Annotated in this window: 17 protein-coding genes; 2 read left to right on the forward strand and 15 right to left on the reverse strand. The window is 44.8% G+C overall.

Going from position 1 to position 25,687, the window contains the following annotated elements; translation table 11 throughout:
• Positions 1–65: 65 nt before the first annotated feature.
• The 5 genes from AC0YN0_RS22010 to AC0YN0_RS22030 form a co-directional block, all read right to left on the reverse strand.
• Entirely contained in the window at positions 66–1,664 is a 1,599-nt protein-coding gene (locus AC0YN0_RS22010; RefSeq protein ID WP_475823180.1) for a response regulator transcription factor, read from the reverse strand.
• Positions 1,664–3,418: a sensor histidine kinase gene (locus AC0YN0_RS22015; protein WP_475823181.1), complete on the reverse strand. Its 1,755-nt coding sequence runs from the start codon at positions 3,416–3,418 to the stop codon at positions 1,664–1,666. Before AC0YN0_RS22015 ends, AC0YN0_RS22010 begins: the two co-directional genes overlap by 1 nt.
• 88 nt (positions 3,419–3,506) lie before the next feature.
• Entirely contained in the window at positions 3,507–5,063 is a 1,557-nt protein-coding gene (locus AC0YN0_RS22020; protein ID WP_475823182.1) for an alpha-L-rhamnosidase-related protein, read from the reverse strand.
• Positions 5,064–5,241: 178 nt separating this feature from the next.
• The gene (locus AC0YN0_RS22025; RefSeq protein WP_475823183.1) at positions 5,242–6,078 is read right to left on the reverse strand and encodes a sugar phosphate isomerase/epimerase family protein; all 837 of its coding nucleotides are present in this window, start codon (positions 6,076–6,078) and stop codon (positions 5,242–5,244) included.
• The gene (locus AC0YN0_RS22030; RefSeq protein WP_475823184.1) at positions 6,071–7,141 is read right to left on the reverse strand and encodes an oxidoreductase; all 1,071 of its coding nucleotides are present in this window, start codon (positions 7,139–7,141) and stop codon (positions 6,071–6,073) included. The genes AC0YN0_RS22025 and AC0YN0_RS22030 overlap by 8 nt, the downstream gene beginning before the upstream one ends.
• Before the next feature lie 370 nt (positions 7,142–7,511).
• Here AC0YN0_RS22030 and AC0YN0_RS22035 point away from each other — a divergent pair, with 370 nt between their 5' ends.
• Positions 7,512–7,631, forward strand: a complete 120-nt coding sequence (locus tag AC0YN0_RS22035) for an AraC family transcriptional regulator (RefSeq protein WP_475823185.1) — start codon at positions 7,512–7,514, stop codon at positions 7,629–7,631.
• Positions 7,632–7,911: 280 nt separating this feature from the next.
• On the opposite strand, the gene AC0YN0_RS22040 is transcribed toward AC0YN0_RS22035, so the two are convergent.
• The 6 genes from AC0YN0_RS22040 to AC0YN0_RS22065 all read right to left on the reverse strand — a co-directional run bounded on the left by AC0YN0_RS22040 (position 7,912) and on the right by AC0YN0_RS22065 (position 17,176).
• Positions 7,912–8,796 (reverse strand): carbohydrate ABC transporter permease, encoded by an 885-nt coding sequence (locus AC0YN0_RS22040; protein ID WP_475823186.1) that lies wholly within the window; start codon positions 8,794–8,796, stop codon positions 7,912–7,914.
• 15 nt (positions 8,797–8,811) lie between these two features.
• A complete protein-coding gene (locus AC0YN0_RS22045) occupies positions 8,812–9,705 on the reverse strand; it encodes an ABC transporter permease (RefSeq protein WP_475823187.1) in 894 nt (297 codons plus the stop codon).
• 57 nt (positions 9,706–9,762) lie between these two features.
• Positions 9,763–11,466 (reverse strand): extracellular solute-binding protein, encoded by a 1,704-nt coding sequence (locus AC0YN0_RS22050; RefSeq protein ID WP_475823188.1) that lies wholly within the window; start codon positions 11,464–11,466, stop codon positions 9,763–9,765.
• Between the two features lie 102 nt (positions 11,467–11,568).
• Positions 11,569–13,239, reverse strand: coding sequence for a response regulator (locus tag AC0YN0_RS22055; RefSeq protein ID WP_475823189.1), 1,671 nt, complete (start codon positions 13,237–13,239; stop codon positions 11,569–11,571).
• Positions 13,229–14,968, reverse strand: a complete 1,740-nt coding sequence (locus tag AC0YN0_RS22060; RefSeq protein ID WP_475823190.1) for a sensor histidine kinase — start codon at positions 14,966–14,968, stop codon at positions 13,229–13,231. The genes AC0YN0_RS22055 and AC0YN0_RS22060 overlap by 11 nt, the downstream gene beginning before the upstream one ends.
• Before the next feature lie 165 nt (positions 14,969–15,133).
• Entirely contained in the window at positions 15,134–17,176 is a 2,043-nt protein-coding gene (locus tag AC0YN0_RS22065; protein ID WP_475823191.1) for an alpha-L-rhamnosidase-related protein, read from the reverse strand.
• A gap of 83 nt (positions 17,177–17,259) precedes the next feature.
• On the opposite strand from AC0YN0_RS22065, the gene AC0YN0_RS22070 reads away from it, so the two are divergent.
• Positions 17,260–18,183, forward strand: coding sequence for a helix-turn-helix domain-containing protein (locus tag AC0YN0_RS22070; RefSeq protein WP_475823192.1), 924 nt, complete (start codon positions 17,260–17,262; stop codon positions 18,181–18,183).
• A gap of 42 nt (positions 18,184–18,225) precedes the next feature.
• On the opposite strand, the gene AC0YN0_RS22075 is transcribed toward AC0YN0_RS22070, so the two are convergent.
• The 4 genes from AC0YN0_RS22075 to AC0YN0_RS22090 all read right to left on the reverse strand — a co-directional run bounded on the left by AC0YN0_RS22075 (position 18,226) and on the right by AC0YN0_RS22090 (position 25,670).
• Entirely contained in the window at positions 18,226–19,272 is a 1,047-nt protein-coding gene (locus tag AC0YN0_RS22075) for an S-layer homology domain-containing protein (RefSeq protein WP_475823193.1), read from the reverse strand.
• Between the two features lie 85 nt (positions 19,273–19,357).
• Entirely contained in the window at positions 19,358–23,692 is a 4,335-nt protein-coding gene (locus tag AC0YN0_RS22080) for an NEW3 domain-containing protein (protein WP_475823194.1), read from the reverse strand.
• A gap of 293 nt (positions 23,693–23,985) precedes the next feature.
• The gene (locus AC0YN0_RS22085) at positions 23,986–24,804 is read right to left on the reverse strand and encodes a carbohydrate ABC transporter permease (protein WP_475823195.1); all 819 of its coding nucleotides are present in this window, start codon (positions 24,802–24,804) and stop codon (positions 23,986–23,988) included.
• On the reverse strand, positions 24,801–25,670 hold the full coding sequence (locus tag AC0YN0_RS22090) for a carbohydrate ABC transporter permease (protein WP_475823196.1): 870 nt from the start codon (positions 25,668–25,670) through the stop codon (positions 24,801–24,803). The genes AC0YN0_RS22085 and AC0YN0_RS22090 overlap by 4 nt, the downstream gene beginning before the upstream one ends.
• Between the last annotated feature and the right edge of the window lie 17 nt (positions 25,671–25,687).

The raw sequence follows: 25,687 nt of genomic DNA on the forward strand, positions 1-25,687 counted from the left end.
AGGAGGCCACTTCACGTATATTTCCATGTCTTTAGGTTTCTTATCTTCTTTTTGCAACTTCTTTATTAACCACGATATTCTTGCGGTGAAATCCCAACATGTCGTTTAAAGTACCTTGTAAAATAAGGCGCGGCACCAAAACCCATTATTTCTGCTATCTCATGAATTTTTAGCGGCGTATTGGTCAACATATCCTTCGCTTTTTCTATTCGAAGTTCTGCAATATAATCCGATACATTTTTACCCGTACATTGCTTATATAAATTCGACAAATAGGATGCATTCATATGAACAAGATCAGCAAGCGCATCCAACGATAAATCATTGAACAAATTTTCTCTGATATGAAGATTCAACTTTTGAATAACTCGATTCGTTCTTTCGTCTTGTAACGATCTACGTCGCTCGAACAACAAGGCGGCTGTCTCTAAAAGAAGCTTTAGAGCCTCCTCCTTCGAGCGATGCGCGTCGATGTCTAACAGTTTTCGTATTCTTCCATCTACCAGATCATTGAAGTCTGTAAGATTGTTTAGTTGTTCCAGTAGTAACACTACGATGCCGAAATAGATCTGGGCGTACAGCCCCAGTCGGTTCGGCATGTGCTCAAATAAGTGTCCGGCGATCCGGCGGAAATCTTCTTCATGATTGGCCTCAAGGCTTCTGCCTAGATCGGCGATACTTCGTCGGTAGCCTTCTGCACCAAATGTGTTTATATCTCCGCTACAATAAGAAATTAACATCTCTTCTCCGCTACCAAGCCCTAATATCATGGTTTGTTTCAAACGATCATAGGCAGCACCCAGTACATCCCAATCCTCAGGAGTTCCAGTACAGATCAATGAGATAGGCAATTTAAGAATGGTGCGGCTGGCAGTTTGAATACTCTCCATTGATGCCAATACATATGCAATCGTATCCTTCCAATCAACTTCTGATATAGAAGAAGTTTGAGGTTGAATTAACCAAATAAAATCCGAACCTTCTAACATTACCGACATCATGCGAACATGAGAGAGATACTCTTCCGCGATATTTTGTATAGCGTATAGAAGCAAAGCCTGCTGATGATATCCATCTCCGTCGCTCCATCGATCAACACGCCCACCAACTAACAACACAGATTCTGCAGCAGATAATTCACTTCTCAATTGTTCGAACTTTGCTTGACCAGGGACTCGGGCATCCACTTTACTATCAACCAATTCAAAAAACCATTCCTTCCTTAATACAGGAAGCACTTGTTGCAATTGGCTTTTTGCTCGAAGCAAATACTGATCATTGGCTGATTCTTCTTGGATAGATTGGATTGCCGTTTGCACACTCCTAACTATCGCTTCATCCCCTTCGGTTTTTAAAATATAATCGATGCTCCCCCCGCGAATCGCCCGTTGCGCGTAATCTAGTTGTCCGTAACCAGTCAGAAAAATAACTTTGCATCTCGGCCAACGCCCAGCAATCCATTGTTGCAATTCCAACCCATCCATACCGGGCATCTGGATGTCACTAATGACAATATCAATTCGCGTTCTCGTCAACCTATCTATCGCATCTTTTGCAGATGTTGCCGTGTATAAATCGAGTGACAAGTCCTCCACCTCGCTTAACATGTCCAACAACCCATCTACGGTATATGGCTCATCATCAACAATGAGTAATTTTAACATTAAGTTTCCCCCTCTATAGGAATGATGATTTCCACACATAGCCCGCCGTTTTTCCCAAGTTGGAGTAAAAGACCGGCTCGTTCGCCATATTTAATTCGAAGTCGCCGATGAACATTTTTAAGGCCTGTCGTTTCCGCTGCTTCCTCCGATTGCTCTAACATCAATCGAAGTTCATCAAGCATCTGAACCGTCAATTGCTCACCATTATCCTGAACGGTTATAATTAATGCTTGATCTCTAATTTCCGATTTAACATGTAATCTCGCATCCTTTTCTTTCTTCTCTAACGCGTGCTTATACGCATTTTCAATAATCGGTTGGAGCACCAGCCTTGGTACCATTATTTGCTCTGCACTCTCCGGTATCTCATCAAAGGCTGATTGAATACGATCTTCGAAGCGAATCGCTTGAATTTCCATATACGTTTTTGTATGGTTGGCTTCATGGACAAATGGAATTTCATCCATTCCGTCTCGAGTAATGTATTGAAAATAATCCCCTAAATGCTTGGTTAATGGTACAACGTTATCAAAGTCTTTCCTTAGAGCCATTCGATAAAGCAGAAAATAAGTATTGTATAGAAAATGCGGATTGATTTGCGACTGAAGGTGGCGCAACTCCGAGAGTCTCGCTCGGTATTGTTGCTCATAAACCTCGTGTACGAGGATGTTCAACTGGCTTACGGTTGCATTAAACTGCTCATATAAATAACCAAACTCATCTTTTAAGGAATACTTCAAACTGACATTAAAATTGCCCTGTTCAAGCCTACGAAAAGCATAAATCAATGATTTCAGTGGTTTGTGGATCATTCGATAAATGCTATATGAGAATGTTAGAACTAATCCAATAGATATTGCCGACAAAATAAAGAGCCATCTATTATAATCGAGCAACGGCTTCTCGATCTCTTGGGAAGGCACATACATGCTTAACGTCACATCCAAAAGTTCTGACTCTTTCTGTGCAAACATATAAGGCTTACCTTCAATAACGATAGTTCGTACCTGGGCTTCGGTGGCCATTACATTATCAATGTTTTCAAAATGCTCGACGAAAGTTTGCGCCTTACCCTCACCGATCGCACCAGCTACTGTCCATGAAATTCGTCTGCCAGATAACACCGCGCCACCTTCCTCGTCCGTAAACTTTTCAAGCGCACTAGCCAGCCTGGTGCGTGAAACTTCGACTACAACTAGAAATAACGATGTTTTAACCGATCCAGCATCGGGAAATGGCACACTGATGAATATTCGTCCATTCCACTCTAAAAAAGGGGACTTATACACACTTTTTCTTTTCCATAATGCTTCGAATTGTTCTTGATTTAAATCTTCAATAGTAGAGGGGCCTGAAGTTATCGTTCGATTCATCGACGGAATCATTGCAAAAGCTGTGGTTACAAATGTACTGGACTGTTGCAATAAATTCAGACGTTGTTCTACTCTCAGTGTCGCTTCCGTACGTTCGATATCCGACATTACCTCCCAAGCCGCACTTAAATCTAATAGGTCATCGTCGTTAACAAACTCCTGCATCAAACGAATCGTTTTGTCAAAATCAACATCTAGAATCTCCATATAAAGGTTCACTCGAGACACTAAAGAATTTCCAATTTCAGTTCTTATATGTTCTGCTCCTTGCTTATTCATCGTAAGACCGATATAGTAAATCGGCCCAACGATAATAAGAAAAGTAAACAGGAGCTTTGGGAAAATGCGCATCGACAAGAATAAATTCATCATGAATCGCATTATTCAGCACCGCCTTTTGTGTGAGATTTTTCGTGAGAATGGAATCATAAACGAAAAAGATACTCCTCTTCCAGGAGTATCCTTTCAGTTATTTATTGCCCCTCGGCCAGTACTTACGAATAAAGTATGTCGGAGTACAGCTCCACGCGTGGCAGTAACTATTAATGATATTGCTTCCATACGGAGAGAGTTTTTTATCTTGTGGGTTATATAATTCCCAGAACGTATCCGCACCATCTGCGACCATTTCTCCCCAATACGCTCGAAGCTGTTCCCATGCTTCTTCCTCTTTATCACAAGCAAACAACGCCTCAATATAGTGATGATACATATATGGCGTATTCATCCCAATCTCAGGTGGATTCAGCAACATCTTGTCAAATAGCTCTGAACATTTTCCACTTGGCATTACCTCAGCAAGCGTCATCCATATCTGAGAAGCCCAAGAAACTTGCCTATCGGAACCACTAATAAACAATCCGAGCTCCGGGTCCCAAAGTTGTTTTAAAGCCGCCTCAGCAACAATCTCAATGTATTTCACAATCCATTGCTCTTCATCAATATTTCCTAAAGCGCGTGCCAACTTTAAACTAAGTTTTAGGGTATAAAGCAATATGGCTTGAGCAGATGCCTGCTTGTTTAATTTATCTTGCCAATCAATAAAATACGATATCTCTGAATTCTCTAATATGATTCCATTTGAGTCTAATTGCTCTACACCTAGCTCAAGTTGCTTAAAAGCAATTGGCCATAGTGCTCTTAGCGCATCCATATCCAATGTCTCGACGAAATAATCATGTAAACAGCCAACAAATAACATGGAATAATCAAGAAGTCGAGTATCGTCCACATGCGGCATTGGCTTTTCAAATACACATGCTCCCACTAATCCATCAGAATGGGTCATACCTCCAAATAAGTACAAACAGCGTTTAACCAGTCTCCAGTCTCGAAATGTTAGGTAATTGGCTTGTGCTTGCAAGCGTAAATCACCAACCCATAATCTCCTGTCTCTCTTTGGACCATCCTCGTAAACAGTCTGCATACAGTCTTGCAACGTCTTAATTGCAATACGATCCATGATTTTGAGATCATCAGGCAAATCATTATCTAATGACAGGACATTCGAAACTCGAGCTGAGGTTACCGTGGTGCACCGCAAATCGGTGAAACGAATTTGGTATTTCCGTGAAGAATCGATAACTTCAATTTTTACGTAACGAAAGCTATACCTTCTAGGTAATTGTACGACTCCTGGCAAAACGTCTATTAATAATATTTCTTCTTGCAACCACGAACTACTTAGCCATCCTTCATATTCCTGAAATGGCTCCCCTATTTCAGATGGCATTTCTCCAAATACTAACCGAAGTTTCAACGGTGCATCAGGTGGGCTCCCTTGCGACTCCACCGCAAAGGATACATAACCTACAAGATGATCACCGAAATCAACCGTGATAGACTCGTTTTTTCCTAATGTCCTTGAATAGAGTTCTTCTATGTCATTTACCGTTATGGTGCTCCAGCCCTGAAATGCTTCTTCATTGCGAACTACTTCTACCACATGTTTTGGCAGAACCAATAACTCATTCAATTCGGGCCTCAATAATTCCGCTTCGTTGATTAATGATTGCTTAACCGGCATGCTCCCTCACCTTACTTAAAGTTATTTAGTTAATCACTTGTTAGCTCTACTATACGGCTGACAAATGTACGATGTATATTTCCAATTCTTTAGATTCGTTATCTTTATTTTAGGCGGGGCAATGTAACTAGTGTCTTTGCAGAATGTATGCAAACGCAGTAAGGGGGCTTCTGTTTATTTAAATGCTATATGCTGCTTTGATAGCAACCAAACCAGCCTTAGCTGTCTCAAGGGCACTTTGTTTTTCATAAATATCTTTAAATAGCTCTAGAGAAACATAATCCCGGTATCCAATACTGTAAAGGTCATTTGCTAGCTTGGCCGATGGAGCAATCCCTTCGCCTGGAAACAGCCTATTACCATCATGAATTCGCTCACGCGAAGGAATCTTTGGATAATCGTTCACATGAACAATGCCAATTTGATTTGCTTTTAACGATCGAATTTGATCGAAATCACTTCCACCTGTATACATATGAAATGTATCGAGCAGCAGTTTGCTTCCAGGCAGGAAATCAATATAGCTTTTCGCTTGACCTAGTGTGTTCAATGATTCAGCGCGCCCCCAAAACTCAAGATAAGGTTCTACGCCTATTCCACTAGCAACCTCCAAAAGCTCTGAAAAGTATTCTGCGAGATCCGGGAATACCAATCCCTTAACATCACCGAATGGAGGTGCAGCGATTGCCCTACATCCAAGAGATGCAAGCAGCTCCATCTCATGTTCTGCCTGCCTTAACCCAATCTCTCTCGTCACTTTATCTTTGTCACACCATTTAAAAAAGGCAATCGCATTCACAAACTCGAGATCTAATCTATCCAACTCTTCCTTAAGCTTTTTAAGCGTCCCACCAGCGTCCAGATATGAGACAATGTCCTTTACCCATAACTCTATACCTTCATAACCAGCTTCAGAAGTCACCTTAGCCTGTTCAATAACATTAAGTCTATAAGGAAATAATGTCGAAGCATTCAACGCAGCACGAAACGGGAATATTGTTTTCGTATTAGTCATTCAACTCATCCCCTATTCTGATCGTACATCCTTCTATATGGCTTTTGTAAGCTAACTCGATCAGACGGACTATCCAGTATCCTTCCTCAGGCTTCACGGCCAGTTCAGCTTGTCCCATGATATGCTTGTATACATTCTCATAGTAGGATATATATGATCCCGGCATTGTCTCGACTGTACCTTTAATATGCAAATCACCAAGTGAAGAGTTTATTTTCCCCCACCATTCTGGGGATTCTCTTCCCCAATCAATCGACTCTTTAGGAGATTTACCCGCGATAAGCGCAGCCTCCTGAGGATCTGTTCCATATTTAACGAATGTCCCCTTGTTTCCATAGATCACATACCTTGGGCTCTGTTCGCGTACCATCCGAGACGATTTTAGTACAACCTTCAAATTGTTTTGATACCCAAGAATCACGTCAAAATAGTCATCTGTTATTCCGCCTAATCGGGTGACGCGAATGTCTCCCCTTATTGTTGCCGGAACACCAAATAGCTGAATCGCTTGATCAATAAAGTGGCTTCCTAAGTCGTAAAATACACCTGTTGCAGGACCAGATTTATCTCGCCAATTATCGGATGCCATAATTGGATCGAAACCATCCCAGCGAAACTCACATTCCGTAATCGTACCTAACAATCCTTGCTGGACAATATTTTTGATGGTCAAAAAGTCACCGTCCCAGCGTCTATTATGAAAAACACTTAGAATCTTTCTTTGGCTTTCGGCAAGCTTAATTAACTGTTTTGCCTCTTGGCTTGTTGCTGTAAATGGCTTTTCAACAACTACATGTTTCCCAGCCCTCAGCGCATCTTGTGCAAATTCATAGTGATTTGTGCTTGGTGTTGTCACAACGATGAGATCTACAGTAGGATCACTGTACAACTCCTCTACGCTCCGAACTACCTCGACCCATGGATAACGTTTCTTCGACAATTCAGTTTTCCTCTCAACAATTTTAGAAAGCCTGAGTCCAGAAACCGATTCAATAACTGGCGCATGAAATACTCTTCCGGAAAACCCATATCCAATTAAACCTACACTTACTTGATCCGACAATTTTCATCACTCCTTTTTCGAAATCAATCAACTTATTGCTCTGTGATATGTAAATTTAAATCCAATTTTACGTTGACTGGTTCAATGGTACGTCTTGAAATAAATTATATCGTTTCTAGTATAAACGCTTTCATTGTAAGAAAAAGCCTGTCATTTTTTTGGATTACCATCCGTTTTTTTTTCTAGCCATCAATAATTGTTATATATTGCAGCTTCAGCACACATTAAATTCTTCCATGTCTATCCCCCTCCTTATAGAAAAAAGGCACCTCTCGGTGCCTCTCTCTATTCCTTCCTATTCTTTCTGACTTCTTACGTTCAAATCGGCTATCCAAACATAATAAGTTCAAATAACGCATCCTGGCCAACGGTGCGGATTCGACAGTCCAGCTATTTCGCCAAAGTTTTTCGCGAGTATATGTCCATGACGCCAAAAGAATATCGTATGAAGGAACTTGATTTTCCTTATGATGCCATTTATTACGAGTAAACAACTTTATACTTTTCTCTTGCATCCAGCCGGTCCGTAAAATATGCTTCCCCATTCGGAAATAAGTTTTTAATGGAACGATGAGCGAGACCTGTCATCCTAAACTTGAGTAATAGAAAAACCCCAAAAAAGTGCTTAACCTGGCGTTAGCAACGTTAAGCACTTTTTGAATTATTATAGATTCTAGTTAAACAAGTACTATTAGTCCTCAATATTATTCTGCTTCTATGGAGAATCGCTTTGCTCTTAAAATTTTCGTTCCGACTCATCTGTGCTTTTGTTACTCCTTCACGCTTCCCATCGTCATTCCATGAACGAAGAAGCGTTGCAAAAATGGATAAACAAGTAGGACAGGCAGTGCCCCTAAAAAAATTTGAGCGGCTTTCACAGTCCGGTCTGAGATCTCCTGCAACATCTTGAAATCCGTTTGTCCCATCGCTCGTACGTCTAGCTGAATGACTATTGTTTGCAGATAACTTTGCAGCGGGTAGTGTTCGGCCGATCTCATAAAGATCAAACCTTCAAACCATTGGTTCCAATGCGTAACCACGCAAAACAATGAAATCGTCGCTAGAGCAGGAACGGATGTCGGCACGATAATGCGCCACAACGTCTGCCAGTGTCCGGCTCCGTCGACGAATGCCGCCTCGGACAGCTCTCTAGGAAGTCCTCGAAAGAAATTAAGCAACAGAATGACATTAAATACGGGGACAGCAGTAGGTAAAATTAGAGACCAAATGGTATCTAGAAGCCCTGTATATTTGACAACGAGGAACGTAGGGATAAGCCCGCCGTTAAACAATATCGTAAGCACGAAGAACCATGCATAATAAGTGCGATATCGAAACTCATCCTGTCTCTTTGACAATACATAAGCGGCCATAATGGAAAGCACCATATTGATCGGTACCCCAAGTATGACGCGTTTGACTGTCACTCCCAAAGATCGAAGAAACTCCGGTTTCTGCAACACAAAGTCATAAGAGCTAATCGAGAAATCTACGGGCCACAGCGTAACCTCTCCTGCCGAAACCGCATCGCTCGAGCTTAACGAAACAGCCAAAATATGAATCACGGGAAAAACACAGAGAAAAGAAACAACAGCGAGAAAGATATAATTGAAACCAATAAAGATCCTTCTGCCTATCGAATAATGATTAACCATTGCTTGACCGCCCTTCTAAAAGATTCTGTAATTCGCAAAGCGGTAGGCAAGTCCGTAAGCGCCCGTAATAAATATTAAAGAAATTACGGATTTAAATAACCCGACTGCGGTAGCCACTCCGTACTGAGCGTCCACTAAACCTAATCGATATACATAAGTGTCCAATATATCTCCGGACTCGTAAACGATAGGACTATATAAGTTGAATACCTGATCAAATCCGGCGTTCAACACATTTCCCAAACTTAACGTTGCCATCAGAATGACGATCGGGACGATCCCGGGCAGCGTGATGTGCCAGGTTTGCTTCCATCTGCCGGCCCCATCTACGAGCGCCGCTTCATATAATGCCGGATTAATCGTTGTTAATGCCGCTAGATAGACAATTGTTCCAAAGCCAAATTCCTTCCATACATCCGAAGTAACCAATGCGAATCTAAACCACGAATTATCTCCAAGGAAAAAGATAGGGTTCAGTCCAAAAACCTTTAAAGCCGAGTTTACAATTCCTTCAGACGGGGAAAGAATATCGATCATGATTCCCCCCAAAATAACCCAAGACATAAAATGCGGCAAATAAATTAACGTTTGAACGGTGCGCTTAAATATTGCTAATCTTACTTCGTTCAGTAGAAGTGCAGCAATAATAGGAATGATCAATCCAGCCGTTATTTTCATAAATGCGATGATTATTGTATTTTCGAGTACTTGAACAAAGTCAGGCATGGACATTACATATTTGAAATTATCTAGGCCAATCCATTCCGATCCAAAAATACCGTTTAGAGGTGTAAATTTTTGAAAGGCAATATAGGTGCCGCTTATAGGACCGTAGCTATAAATAAGCACAAGGAGAACGGCAGGAAGGATCATCAAATGAAGTTGTAATTCTTTTTTTCGTACATTCATGCGGTTCTCTCCTTCCGTTAAAGGAGAGGGAAGTTCCCCTCTCCCGACGTTTGAATATTATTGGGACGTGGTCATATACCAAGCGTTGACTTCATTTGTCATCTCGTCTCCGCCAAGTTTGTTCCAATCGCTGACGAACTTATCGAACTCTTCGATTGGAGCGGCACCCATAATGATCTTTGTAAATGTGGTCGTCTCCATCGTCAACAATGTCGCGCCTTTCTCAACCATCGTCGGCGTAGGAGGACCATAGAATTCGTTCGGAATAATTTGATTGTTCTTAATATAGCCATCGATTACGGCATAGGTCCCCTTCTCGCCGAATATATGAGCCAAGCCCCAGCTTTCCTTTTTGCCTGCGAGATATTCGGTCGTTCTTTGGTAGTAATTCAACTCTTCATTATTCATATCCGAAGTGTTTTTGTCGCCCAATGCTTTTACAACTTTATGGTATGCGTTAAGATTCTTGTTTATTGGATCGGCCATGACGGCTGCCGTTTCAAATAGATTGATCTCTTGCTCGCTCGTATGATACATTTGCATATTTCCGGTTTCGCCAAATATCTTCTCTTGATAATAATTCAGCAGCTTCACTACCGCTTCTGGGTGCTTCACACCCTTCTTGACGACATAGTACATGCCGGTTACCGGACTATTTAATTGAGAAAGTGCAGGTTTTTCGTCAACCGAAACGAGAGGGAACGGCATCCATTCGGCGTTAGGATCTTTCTCGATGGTTTGATTAAGCGGATATGCGGCGTTCCAGAAGTATCCGAAATTAATCCCTACTTTTCCTGAAGCGGCCGTTTCAGCTACCTTATCACTTGGCTTCACGGCGAATTCGGGATCGATGGCACCGGCGGCAAATAAATCTCTAAGCGCTTGCAGAGCTGATTTGACTTGGGGCTGAGTACTGCCATAAACGAGTTTACCGCTGCCGTCCTTTACCCAAATTTGCGGATAGGCATGATACCCGTCGAAGAATCCGTCGAAAGAAGCAAACCCGTCGTTCAACAGCGTTTTATTGATGGCAATACCGAAAGTATCTTTCTTGCCGTTTCCGTCCGGATCTTGTTCGACGAACGCTTTCGCAACCGTTTGAAGATCCTTCATCGTTTTCGGTTCCGGCAAGTTCAATTTTTGCAGCCAATCCGTACGAATCCAAAGCAACGGAACGGAATCATAACCACCCCCGCTATGGCCCGTCTGCGGTATGGCCATAAGCTTACCATCAAACGTGGCAGCCTTCAGCGAAGCTCCTCCGTCTCTTTGGAACGTTTCCTTCGTGAAGGGAGCCGCGTAATCCTCATATGCCAATGTCAAGTCCTCGAGTGCCCCCGCATCGACAAGTTGCTTAAGTTCTTTTCCGTTTACAGCGAAAATATCGGGCAATTCGCCTGAAGCAATTGCCACGTTCATTTTTTGATCCCGCTGCGTTTGATCGACAGACCATAATACTTTCATCTTAATGCCCAGATCCTGCTCATAGCCGCGCGTCCAAACATTGTTGTCGATAGAATCGCCTTCCGGAAATTTCATGTTGCTCCCGGAAATAAATACCCTGCTCAACTCGATCGGAGGATCGTATTTTCCGAAGGGACCCGATGCATCGTTGTTTGACTGAGCAGGCGTTTGCGTTGCACCTGCTTCACTCGTCGCTGCCGGATTTTTCGATGATCCATTGCTGCATCCTGCACTGACAGCAATCATCGCTGCCAAAAGTAACGCTCCGCCTGCTTTGTTAAACCCTGGTTTTGCCATTGCTTTTCCCCCTTGAATCTCGTTTTGATCGGTTACGTTTCTAGTATAGATTGGACCTTTTTAACGGGATACGAACATCTTTTTACTCAACTAGACCCGATTTTACTTCTTGCTTCGTACGTGCTCTCGATAATCATGCGGGGTTAAACCTTCCATTTTTTTGAAAAATCTCGTAAAAGATCTTGCTTCGTCGAAACCAACGGAGGAACCAATTTCATTGATCATCATCTCGGTGTTTTCCAGCAAAATTTTAGCTTTTTTCATTCTTTGTTCCGCCACATAATCCGTGATGTTGATTCCTTCCATCTGTTTGTAAAACCGTGATAAGTAGGAGGAATTGAAATGCACGATCTGCGATAATCTCGTGAGGGACAAATCTTGATCCAAATGCTCGCGTATATACCCTTTGATTCGACTAATAAGCGCATTCGTATTGCTATTCTGCTCAAGCTTTCTATTGGCGAAAATCATTTCTGCGAGCTCTAATAGCTGCTCCTTCATATCCGGCCATGATTGATCGACTCGATATTGGAGCAGTTTATTGACCTGCATGGAGAACGCTGGATTCGGCAGAAGATTCCAATGATTCAAGTAAGCTAACAGAATAGAGAGGATCACATAATAAGCTTCAAGAAAAATACCGACATCCTTATCTCCGTTCTCCAAATCCGACATCGCAATCCGGAACAAGTCGGAGAAAGACTCTCCTTGCCCGTTTTCCAGAAAAATTCGCAGCATTTGAAGCTCTTTTATCTTTTGCCTTTTTGGGTTTTCAAGACTGTTGTTTATTCGGCGGGAATCCGAATCGCTTAGCATCTGATCGGTCAATATCTCCTCCTTCCGCATGCCAAAGCCGAATCCGAAGAGAGCGTTTAACGCATCGTATTTCAAGGAGACCGCCTCCCATTGAACAGGGGCGCTGCCAATGATAAAAGAACAAGGCAAATCTAAGTACTGTTTGCAGGAGGCTTGTACATTCTCAAGAATCCCTTGTAATTGAATATAAGTGTTCTCCCATACTTCACTTGGATTTAATAGAGACATGGATCGGGGCTGGATAAACCATACCAATGTTTTTTTATCATCGATTACGTTATGGTAACGAAGCACTGGCGACAGATACTCTTCAAAAATATTGGTTACCGCGTAAAGCAACAAATCCCCGTCGTAGGCTGAAATATGGGGAGGCCAGTCATCCACTCGCCCCAACAACATGTAGAGGGGCTGATCCGGATGCAAAGAGATCTGCAACTCTTGGAATCTTCCCGCTCTCTTGTTCTCCGATGGGAAGTTTCCATGAATCAAATGGAGGAAATAATCTCTCTGCAATAGAGGGATTGCCTGTTTAACATTAGCCTCCGCTCGAGTTAATATATGTTTGAGCTTGGATTCCTCCGCGATTTCATGTATGGCTTTTTCGATCGCTTCAATGACATGCTCTTTCCCCTCGCTCTTGAGCACGTAATCCGTACTGCCTTGTCTGACTGCCGTTTGCACGTAATCGAAATCCGAATATCCTGTTAAAAAAATGATTTTGCAATGCGGCCAGCTCTGTCTGATTTCTTTCTGCATCTCAATACCCGACATGCCTGGCATTCGAATATCGGATAAGACGACATTTGCACCATCAGACTCTATTAACCGCAATGCTTCTCCCGCAGAATAGGCTTTCAAGACTTCAAATTCATAGGAAGCAGTCATCTCCGTGATCCACTGATATAGAACGTCGACGATCATCCTCTCGTCATCCACGATCAAAATTCTATACATCATCACCGACCTCCTTAATGGGAATGCATAGTTCTACAGCTAATCCGCCGAGCCGGCTTCTGGACAAGAGCAAGCCGCCTTCATGACCAAATTTATGCCGCAACCTACGGTGTACGTTACGCAATGCCGTCATTTCGAGTGCATCTGACTCATTCGTTATATAGGACTTTAAATTTTCCAATTCGAGGTCTGTCAATGCCTCGCCATTATCCTCGACCAAAATGACGAAATGTTTGCGAGTCTCATAGAATCGAACTTGAACCAATCCGTCGCTTATCTTGTCTTCCAATCCATGGTCGAAAACATTTTCCAATATCGGTTGAACGATCAATCGGGGAACGTTTAATTCGGCAAGCTCCTCTGGGAACGATGCAAACTCGGTTTCAATCCGTCCGGCAAATCTCATGCTTTGGATCTCCAAATAGGTTTTTGCGTGAATGATCTCTTCTTTCATAGGAACCTCGCCGTTTCCTTGTCGAGTAATAAATTGAAGATAGCTGCCTATCAATTTGGCGAACCGCGAGACATTGTCCAGATCGCCTATGGTTGACAACCCGTAAAGCGTGAAGTAAGTATTGTATAGAAAATGCGGATTAATTTGAGACTGCAGATGCTTGTACTCTGCGCTCTGAACACGAATTTTTTGTTCGTACACTTCATGAATCAAGGTATTCAATTTCGCAGTCATCTTATTGAATTGGCCGTATAAATAACGGAATTCATCTTTGTGATCGTAGTGAACTTGAATCTCCGTCTTTCCCTTCTCTACCTGGCGGAAAGCACGGACTAAGTTGGTCATGGGTTGATGAATGGCCTTATAAATCCAACTGGAAAAAGCTACGATAACAAGCAAAGCAAGCCCGCCCAAAATCCAAAACCATTCTCGGTACGTATTTAAGGAGCCGAATGCTTGCTTCTCCGATACATAGATCGCAAAACCGATCTGTAGCGTGGATGAGGACTTAAAGATCAGTGCGTGTTTGATCTTATCGACGGATAAACCCTCGTAATAAGATTTTTGATTATCCCGTACATTTTGGTTTATTAAATACCTCTTAACGCTTTCTGCTTCGGCATTGCCCGAGTCTGATATTGTCCAGTTATCCGCCAAGCTGTACAATAACGCATGTTCATTGGGGGCGTTCATTGCGCCAAGCAAATGCTTCTCGATTTCGTCCTTATCAAGCTCTACGGTTACGATGTAAACGGGATCTCGACCTGGCAACGGCGGATTCGAGAAACTTAGAACCAGAAACAATCGGTTATTCCAATGAAATATTGGTGCCGTTCGACCGGAAGTCAAGAACCTTATCGCGTTGTATTCATCCACTAATAACGGTTGAGAGTAATGAAGGGTGGACAAGGTTTCACCTAGTTTGGGTATGTGGACGCTAATATTCCGAATGTACGGACTTGAATTTTCCATTAGCTGAAGCTCATGATGTACCCTCAACACTTCTTGTACCCAGTCAAACCCCGTTTCCCGCCCGATAACTCCGAGCCTCTGCAGGTCTGCATTATTGACGAATTGATATTGTAAGTTTTGAATGTGTTCGATTTCTCTTTCAAGCGTCATCAACTGAAACTCGATCTTTGACTCCATGCTGCCCACTATTTTCTCGCGAACGGTATTTTCCCCCATCTTATTGATGACCACCCCGACAATAATCAAAGGCGTGATGACGATAGTAAAGCAAAGCACAAGCTTATGGAAAATGGATACCTTCTCCACGTCAAATCCACTCCGATTCTACAAATGAATAGAAACGACAAAATACCCCTTTGACCGAAAGTCTCCAGGGTATTAACGTTTCATAATAACAAACATCTACTCTATTTTCTTAAAGCTGAACTGGTATGCCCGAGCCCTCAAACATGTTTATGGAGGTATTAGTCGTTAAATCTCGACTTGGACCCAGCTTCCATCTGCAGGAATCGAGATCTCTTGTGCTTGCTCATTCTTCAGATATCTCAGCAAACCTTGACCATTCGAAGCTCGAACTCGAATTTGCTGTTCATTCATTTCAATCTCGACCTCTCCATTCGCGATTGGTACTTTCCCCTTATACCACTTCAGACCGCCAAGATGCGGCTCCACGATAAATTCGGCGTAACCAGGCGCGGTCGGACGAACGCCAAGAAAATATTTTCCGATTAAATAGATGGGACTGGCTCCCCAAGCGTGACATAGGCTCTTTCCATACGGCATTCCGTACATGCTGTAATGCTCGTTGTCGGACAAGGCTGGATCGTACTCTTCCCAAAATGTCGTAGCGCCTAATTCGATCATGCCCCCCCAATAGGACAGCATCTCCCTGCGCACGTAATCGTGTTCGCCACTTTCGCACATGACGGCTAACTCGTGGAACCTCATATAAGGCGTTCGAATCCGCGGCACGTCCGGATTTAACATGACGTTGCGAATGACGCTGCTTGTCTGCTCCTCGTTCAAATAGCCATAAGTCATCGCAAACATGCTGGCATGCTTCGTCAATGTCGGCATGGTCACTCCGTCTACCCGATGATGCCGCAATCCTCCGAGCTCCTCATCCCAAAATAGACGAAGCGTCGTTTCTTTCATTTCTGCCGCAAAAGTCTCGTAAGAAGCGGCTGCGGCAGCATCTCCAATAAGCTTTGCAAAATGACTCATCGCTTCCAACCCGCGAGCGAGCAGAATCTGCTCCGTACTGACAGCCCCTGTATTGGTGAGGTCCGCCCAATCCACGAATACCCAATCCTGCGGGCGTCCTTCCACTAATCCTTCTTCGTTTCTCTGTTTCAAGCAAAAGTCCATCAGCGTTACGGCGCGGTCATAGTTTTGCCGTATAAATTCAAAATCGCCCGTGTAAAGATAATAATCGTACAAGGAGACGAACCAGTAGAACGAATAATCCAATATCGTATTGATGTGCATCGTCAATGGATCCTTACCTCTTAAACCTACCAGCGTCCTTTTCGTTACGTCCAAGTCAAAAAAGCTATAATAATTCATGAGGAAAGCCTGGTACGCATCACCTGACCAAACCCAGCGGTCGCGTTTGATACCATCGAGAAAGAACTCTCGGGTGTTAAGATGCAGCGTGTATAGGGCCATCTCGTATATTTCATTCAACTTCGGATCAGAGCTTTCAAAGGAACTCCGGTAGGTCACCGGCACATATTCATAGAGCATCGAAACGTTCTCCCAGATCACATCTTCATCAGCTTGAATCCAAACATAACGGAATGCCCTTGCTTCCTCAAGCGTAAGTATTCCGTTCTCCGCATGCGTCATCGCCTCTGCTGCATCGAACTCGTCAATTAACACGCATTCCTCCGGCGATAACGCTTCAGCTAGTGACTCTCCATAGGAGAGCTTCACCTTTCCTGTACCCGTCAGATTATGAAATTGGAGATAGCCGAACGTCTCTTTGCCGAAATCCAGCAATGAATGCCCTTCGACCTCTTCGCAGCTAATCGGTTTCTGCTCCGACAAAGCCAATCGAAATTGAGATGGAGGAGTGTCCGGAGAATTGAATATCCAGGAACCAGCAGACAGCCATTCATTTTGATAGGAAGTCACCTCCCAAGAAGAGTTCGTTCGTATATGGTCGCCATTCACGAATAATGACGGAGCCTCGGTATCGTTGAACACGGTAATTGAAATTTCGTGCCGTCCAGCCGGGAGTACAAAAGAGGATCGATTGGACCGGTAATTGTCCTTCCCGTCAAGGTAGAGCGCGAACGTTCCTTCGGACACGATATCGATTCGCTCTTCCTGCGGGAGATCATATACATAACGGAACCTTATGTTAGAATAATGCCTGTCCAGCCGCCAATAGGCTGGGTAAGAAGCGCCGCGCGCCCTGCGCGCAACGGACATTTTCTCGTGCAACCGAATTTCAAAATCCCCGGGATACCATATCCACGTTGCCCCTTGTTCATGCGTCTGCGTCTTCATAAATCGCTAACCCCTTTCGCTATTCTGCAATTGATTGTATAATAGGCGAATTCAACATAAAACAGAGAGAAGTGACAAATAGCATGGGTAATCATGACAATCCTATCTCCGAAAATAAAAATAAAAGGGCTGAAAAACCTCCTACTTATTTTTCCGGTTTCTCGGAACACTTTCTGGGGAACTTCCCGCTCTTTCTGAACCGTTACGAGGAAGGCTTCGAACTGAGAGAGCATAATCATGCTTATCTAGAAATCGTTTATGTTACCTCCGGTGAAGGCTACCATTACGTAGGAAACGAGGTAGAGAAGACCCGGAAGGGCTTTCTTTATTTGTTGCCGATCGGTACCTCGCATCTGTTCCGCCCTAACAGCACGTCAAGCCAAAATAAACTTGTCGTCTATAATCTCTGCATTCATCCCGACTTTATAGCCGACCTTAAGTCCGGGCTTATGAGGTATGGAAGCGTAGACGCTTTTTCTCTCTTCGATGGCAATGCAGGAACTTTTCTCACTTTCGTGGACAAAGAAATGGCACTGGGATCGGTGTTTGAATCTCTTCTTAGGGAGTTTACAGAAAAACAAGAGGGCTATGAAATGAACCTCTATGCTGGCATGCTACACCTTGCTGTCCGAATATACAGACTCTCTCAAGCGAAAGAAGAATTCGGTGGCGCCTTTGCCGTACACAAGCGCGGCAGAGCCGAGATGCTGAGGCTGCTGGATACCCTCCATCTGCGGGTTGCAGATCCCCTGACGGCGGAAAACTTGGCTGCCGAAGCCGGGATGAGTACCCGGAACTTCATCCGCTTATTTCGTAAACAGACTGGATCAGGGTTCTCGCAGTATATACAGGTCAAAAGGATAGAAATAGCCTGCCGCTTATTGCGGGAATCGGACCTCAACATTGTCTCTATCGCCAAGAACGTCGGTTACCAGGATGTTGCGTATTTTCGGGAGGTATTCCGCAAGATCATAGGGGTAAGTCCCAAAAGCTATAGAACGGAATAGAGCTGCCGCACCGTTATTCGGGGCACGGCAACTCCATGCGGTTCATTTGAGATTTAGGCCAGCCTGTTTGTGAAGCAAATTAAGAATAAGAGTAACCGCTTCCGCTCTAGTAGCTTGAGCAAGCGGATCGAATAGATTTCCGCTTCGCCCTTGCAGTATTCCTTCGTCTACTGCCAGCTTGACCGAAGCTCTCGCCCACTCCGGGATCTGTTCCGAATCCGCAAAGTCTGGCATCGCGCCGGCAGAGGGCTGGACGCCTAATCCACGGACCGTCATCGCCGCCAGCTCCGCTCTGTTTATAAGGCGGTTCGGCCTAAAATTGCCGTCTTCATAACCTCTGACGAGGCCGGACTTGACAGCGGCCGCCACATGCTTTGCTGCCCAAGCAGGAATTTGACGCCCGTCGAAGAAGCTCGGCTCCTCCTTGACTGACAGCCGTAACGCACGCGACAGCATCGTCGTGAACTCCGCGCGGGTAATGGAATGATTGGTGCGGAATGCGCCGTTCTCATATCCCGATACGAAGCCCAGTTCCACCGCCGTGTGAATGTTCTGTTCTGCCCAATGTCCGGATATATCCGTCAACTGAACGTGCGTCTGGCTGTCTATCGACCGAACTCTGTCCTGCGGTTGAGAGCCGACTGTCGCAAGCAATGAATCGACAAGCTTCACTTCGCTAAGAATGACGGATGCATTCCCGCCCCGAATCCGCTTGAAGGTCAGTTCGGCCAATTCCGTCTCACCGGTCACTCCTGCTGCACTGCCGACTTGCGTATGAGCGAACAGAATACGGTTTCCCTTCACAATAGGCTTAGGTGTGAATCCGCTCCTTGCTGTGCTTGCTCCAGTCAACTGGAAGCGCAGCGGGTCATATTCGAATTGCAGCTCGAAAGCATATAAATCCACCAATTGCTTGCCAAGTATAGTCACAGTAAGCACTTCGGCCGATTCGGCGATCGTCATCTCGAAGACGGCTTCCACGGCAGCCGTTGCCTGCTGCTCTTCTGCATGCGCGACGGATGCAGGCAATACGGATATAAACAACAACAGAGATATAACTAGTCCAATCCCCTTGATTTTCAAATTCATAGCTCCCTCCTCTAGCAAAGCTGGAGGAGGCGTCGTCCTCACGCCTGCCTCCATCAAACTGTTAAGTGTCTACGAGCATCCTTAGCTACTCCAATAGCCACTCGTCCAGAATCATTTGAGCGACCGCGGCCAAGACGACGATGTCAATTCGTCCCGCGCCGATGATGTCTGCTTTCGCGATTTCGCTCCAGCTCGCATCCTGATCGGTCACATTGTAATATTGCGCAATGATGGACAAATCCCTGATCGTAATTTTGCCCGCGCCCGGAACTAGGGTAACCAACTGTGCCGTAAAGACTCGCGCTGCCTCGTTTAGAGCGGACGCAGCCTGGTCCGCTTGTGACTGGCTCGCCAAACCATTATCGCGCACCAAAATCGCCGTTTGTATGGCTGCCCTGAAATGGTCTATTGCCGTCTGCGGGTATTGACCGATCTTGTCTCCCTCCTTCGCGCGTTCAAGCTTTGCTTCCGCTAACGTAACGGCCGATTGCAAAGTGGTTTTGTCGACCGGCTTTCCGGGATTAACCGATTTCTGATAGTCTGCTACAGCGCTCGCGAGCGTCAATGCTGCCGCATCCACCTCTGCTTGCGCAGCGTTGACATTTGCTTCCACCGCTCTCGCCGTTTGGATTGCCGTGTTGAACAACTCTCTCGCGGAAGCCGGATATTGACCCGGCGCGTTTCCGCCAGACGTACTGTTGTACAACTGCTGCGCCTGGCTGATTTTTTCCTTGAGCGCCGCCTTGTCGGCCAGCATTATTTGAATATCCAGCTTAGCATCAGATACATCGATTAAAGCGCTCTCCGCTCCGAGGGACACTTCGAAATCCGAGAGAAATGCATTCGTTATTCCGGCGTTGGCATTCTCCGCAATCCGCCCATGAAGCGTGAGCAAATCTCCCGCCTCGGCTACAGGCGCTCCGGTTGAAGCCAACAGAATGCGCAGCTGTCCTTCTTCCGGCTTCACGGCGCTGCCAAGCACCTGCAATGAATCAACGTGCAATGTCAAAGCGTCTTCCGCCAATCTGGTCTTGCCTTCGTGCTCCGCCAAATTGAAAGCGAATTTCTCCGGGTCGTAATTCACAACCATATCAAGCGTAGTAAAGCTGTCCGTCAGACTGGCAAGTCCAACGGTCAGATCAAGCGGCTTGCCTACAAAGGCTTCGGTCGGTCCCTTCAGCACGGCTTTGCCGTTCAGGTCGCCTGTTGCTGTTGCTGTAAACGTAATCGTAATGGTCGAATCGGCATAGTTGTCGCTCTTCATCGTAATTTCTTGCGTTGCGATACCGGATGCCTTGGCCGTTCCTTGATAAGTCAGAACGGTTCCGGAGAGCGAAGGTTTTCCTTCCAGTACGCCGTCAGAATCCATAAATGCTCCAAGCTCATACGACGCATTGGAAACGCTTTCCGGTTTGCCGGTAATGGTACTTACATCCAAGGTTTTATCGCTGGTATCCGCGGCTGAGATTGGAATGTCATAGGTCAGCGCAAACGCATTTCCCTCATTCACAGTCAGTATGGCGGTTACTTTTTCTCCCGCCTCATGGGTAGGCGTCTTAGCCGTCGCCAGTCCGATCTTCAAGGTACCTGCCTTCGCAACCGACAATGTTTTATGGTCTGCGGCAATCGTGCCTTCTCCTGTTGAAGCTCCATCGTTTTCAATGCTGTAAGTACGCTCCCCTGCGTTGCTGTCCACGAGGAACAGGCCGCTGAGTTCCGATAGATCAATGATGCTGCCGTCATAGGTAATCGCCGAGCTGCCTGCAGCGTTAGTGACCGGAGTTCGAGATGTCGTATCTACTATCGTGAGAGCATAATTCGCCGTAGTTCCATCTGATAAAGCGATATGAAAGGTATAGGTGCCTGCTTCCAAGCTGTTCAAGAGATTGCGGGTTAATTTATAGGTCGTTACATAGTTCGAATTCACTTTTTCATAATCGTCGCCATCGTTTAAACCAAGCTCGGTTAGCTTTCCTTCGCTGTCGATTAGATAAGTATTCCATACCGTCTTGTTGAACAATACGACGGGAATTTCTATTGCATTGTCCGGTTGGGAAGCCTTCTCCAAATTCAGGTCATAAGTGCCTGACGACTGCACCAAATCCCCGTCCACCCTTACGGTAAAATTGTCAAAGCTCCATGCGCTGGCACTGGCTCCCAAGCCGGCGTATCCGATTTTCAATAGCGTAGAAGAATCCAGAACATCTATTACCGGCGTACTATCGTTGTCAACGTAAACTTGGATTCGGTTTCCTACATTGGCAACCTTCAGGCTGTGCCAACCGCTTGGAACCGTTGCAGTGCTCAAGGCAGATGCTTGGTAGGTTCCTAGCGCAGCGCCAGAAGCGCCTTTTGCCAACGTAAGCTGCCCGTTTATCCTCCAATACAAGAAATAGGTATCCTGACGAAAATTGTTATCTTGCTCGCTTTTTTTGAACATGAAAGTGAACCAATTCGTTAAGTCATTGCTACGGGAAACGCCGTCGTATCTGACGTCAACCTCATAGATTGCGTCCATCCAGGTTCGTCCTGTAACCGTAGTGCGATACTCGCTTCTTGTCGAAGAAGTTCCCGCCGTGGATGCGGTTTGCTTTAATACTTTATTACCGGCCTCGTCAACTACGGTCCATGTTCCTACACCGGCGTCCGTCCAGCTTGTTTTGCCGTTTGAAAAATCATCAAAGAATCCTTCCGGAATGACCGCAGGAATGACAGTCATCTGAGTGCTAATCTGCTTATAGTAAGATGAATCTCCCTCATCGAATGAAACTCTAGTTGTTATCATGTTGTCCGTAACGATCGCAGTTTCCGGCACATGAAGCTGCCATTGTATTGTCTGCGATTGACTCACTGCCAAAGACGCAATCGTACTGGTATTTCCGGCAACGGGAGCCGCTGACCAACCGCTCGGAAGTTCGAGATTTACCGCTACATGGCTGACATCCTTTAATCCGTTATTCGTCACCGTCGTCGCGATCGTATTGCTCTCTCCCGCATTTACCGACGTACTCGGAGTGGAAACGCTCAAGGTAGGAACCGCGTTTTCCTTCGATGCTGGTATTACCTTATATAGCGCTGCGCCGTGAGCCGGAACGTTGACCGAATAGCTGCTTGTAAAAGAACCTACATACTCTTTCGCCCACAAATCTCTAATGTTGTACGTTTCTGCAGGAGACAGACCGATGTTCGGGTCGGAAAAATCGAATGAAATATTAGCAGCGCTGCCGTTGCGATTGAATAAGGCCACATACTTTGAGCCGTCCGCCGCATCCGATACCCATTTAGTAATATTTCCGGAATCATAAAAATTTTTCTGATTCGATCCTTCCTGATTCACCGCTATCGCTTCCTTATTGGTGAGCAAATCAAAAGTAAATTTATCCGTTTCATTGTTCATATCCAGTTTATACAGCACTCCGCCCATAATAATCGGTGAACGGGCTATTACGTGCAAGGTCATAGAAGTTATGGTCTCGTCTTTCGTAAGTTTGCTTGATCGATATGGATTGTTTGTTTTGTCTTTCAATGTGCCGAACGGCAGCATGTCAAGATCAATGTATTTTCCCGGCTTTGCATCGGCATACTGCGTATACTCCTTCGCCGGAGCAAACAGTTTGTTCACGTCGGCCCAACTGTCCCATACGTCCGCGCTGACACGCATGGTGTCCATTTGCCCCAAGATGTTATCCACGCGTTCTCCGGTCAGTCCTCTTCCCGGAGATCCGCTTATGACGATATCGCTTCCAGCAATCTCTCTTGCTTTGACATACCCCTCAATATCCGCCTGCCGGTAGGGAGGAGTACCGTTCGGATATGCGGTATACTTGGCGTTTGGACTATCGTTCAGATCGTCGATCTTAACTAAATCAACTCCCCATTCCTCCCACAATTGAAATAGGGAAACGTAGTACGCCAAGCTTTCATTCGAATAAGTATCCCAATTCAATCCGTAATTGTCGTTTGTCCAGGCGCAAATATCATATATATTTGTAATCTGCGTCCCTGTAAGCGGAGTAACCTGCTGTCCTGTGGCCGAAGCAACGGCTTCGATTGCGGCAGGTTCTATTTGAACATTCGCATTATTCGCCGCTCTTGGAATACCCCGAATCGCATAGATGCCAAGCTTCAATCCCTTGCTGTGAACATAGTCCGCAAGCGGCTTCAGCCCATCCTTCTTGCCGTCGCCATCCGCATCGACGCCGGAAGACGGAAACCTTGCAGCTCCCGGTAGCGGTCGACCATATTCATCAATAAGTATCACTCCACTCCCGCCTTGATTATTCCACCAGCCTCCATCCAAATTAATATACAGATATCCGCTGTCCTTCATGTTTTCGGCCATGTAGTCTACAATCGCCTTTACATTGATTTCATTCAGGTCAGCACTGTCATAGAAAGAATCAAAAGAGTTCCAACCCATGATTGGTGCATCCAGAATTGGAGAACTCGTCGTTACAGGCATTGCATCCGATTCAGCATGAGCTATAAGGGGCATTTGCATGGAAGTCATGCTTATTATCATCATCCAAGCAACGAGTCGACCGACAAATCTATTTAATCTTCCCTCTCTGCTCGCGTTTCGCTTTTCTGGATTTTTCATTCTATATCACCCTTTTTTTTATCATAAATGAAAGCCCTTACAATTTGATGATTAATACAACAGCAGATCTCCAACAAATAAATCGGAGTTCTGCTGCTATATAGTTTAACAAATTAACCTTTAACCGATCCAGCCGTCATTCCTTCGATGATGTAGCGTTGAAGGAACAAATAGACGATTAATATGGGCAGCATGACTGCTAGCAAGTCTGCGAACACATACTGCCAATCCGTTCCATATTGGGATACGAAGTTGTAGACAGAGAATGGTAGTGTCCATTTGCTGCTGTCACTGATAATATACAGTGTGTTCAGAAAGTCATTCCATGCATAAATGGAAACAAAGACGGTTATGGTCGCAATGGATGGCTTCAATAATGGAAAGATCACTCTTGCAAATAGATAGAAACTCCCTGCACCGTCAATCGTTGCGGCTTCGTCCAATTCTCTAGGCAACGCTCGTACGAATCCACTCATTATGAAAATGGCAAGTGGAAGATAGAGGGCTGTTAAAAACAGAATTAACCCGAGATACTCCCCTGCAATATGAAGCGTTTGAAGCAACCTAATCGCTGGAATCATTGAAGGTGGTGCGATAAGTCCTGCGAAAAACATAAAGAATAATGCTTTTACCCAACGTCCATGGCGCCGAGTTAAGAAATAAGCAGTCATAGAGCCTGCAATCACAGTCAACAAGACTGTTGATCCTGTTACTAAAAGGCTGTTTTTAAAACCATTCAACAACTTACCTTCCACAAAAACGGTTTTATAATTGGACCACATCCACTCTTTTGGAAGACTAAGATCCAACCTCACCACTTCTGCTGGACTCTTCAAAGAGCCTAAGAAAACCAATAAGAGCGGAATCAATATAATAAAACTTCCGACGACCGCCAAAATTGTTCTTAGCCAAATACCGGATCGCTTGGTCATGCTTCGTCCCCTCCTCTTCCCATAAACTTGAGCAAGAGAATGGAAATGATACCGATGGACAAGAACAAAATGACGTTCGCAGCTGTTCCATAAGCATACAAGCCTTGGCCAAATTGCTTGAAGATAAAGATATTCATGACGATAGTAGCGCCCCCTGGACCGCCTCCCGTCGTAGCATAAATCAGCTCAAACGTCTTCATTGATCCGATTAAGCCGAGAACGACGCTTACCGTCACAACAGGCATCAGAATTGGCATTACTATATAACGCAATCTCTGCTTATAGGTAGTGCCATCAATAACGGCAGCCTCTAGCAGATCTTTCGATATTCCTTGCAACCCAGCTAGATACAAGGCCATAGATGATCCTGTCCACTGCCAAACATTAACCGCCGCGACAGCGAAGAGGGCTATTTTGGGATCACCTAACCAATCCTTCGCGAGGTTAGTTAAGCCAAGTAAATCAAGGAGCTGATTGAAAATTCCGTCAGGATGAAGAACGGTTGAAAACATATAACCAACAACAAGAGCGCTCAAAATACAAGGTAAGAAGAATACACTACGGAATATATTTCGTCCGAAGACCTTAGAGTTAAGGAATAAGGCCAAGATAATTCCCAATCCATTTTGAAATATGGTAACAATTAACGCGTAAATTACTGTATTCTTTAATGCGTGGTACAGCTCGTTGGTCTTGAAAAGATCGGCATATTGGCCGAAGCCAATAAACCGAATCTCATCCTTGTAAGGTGACCAATCCGTTAGTGAATAGTAAAAACCAGAAACCGTAGGGAACACGTAAAGCACTGTAAAAATAACGAGTGCTGGAAAGATAAACCATACGGGGTACATTCTTCTGTGCAACATAGTTCTCTCCACGTTCC

The organism is Paenibacillus sp. J22P218 (assembly GCF_056269195.1).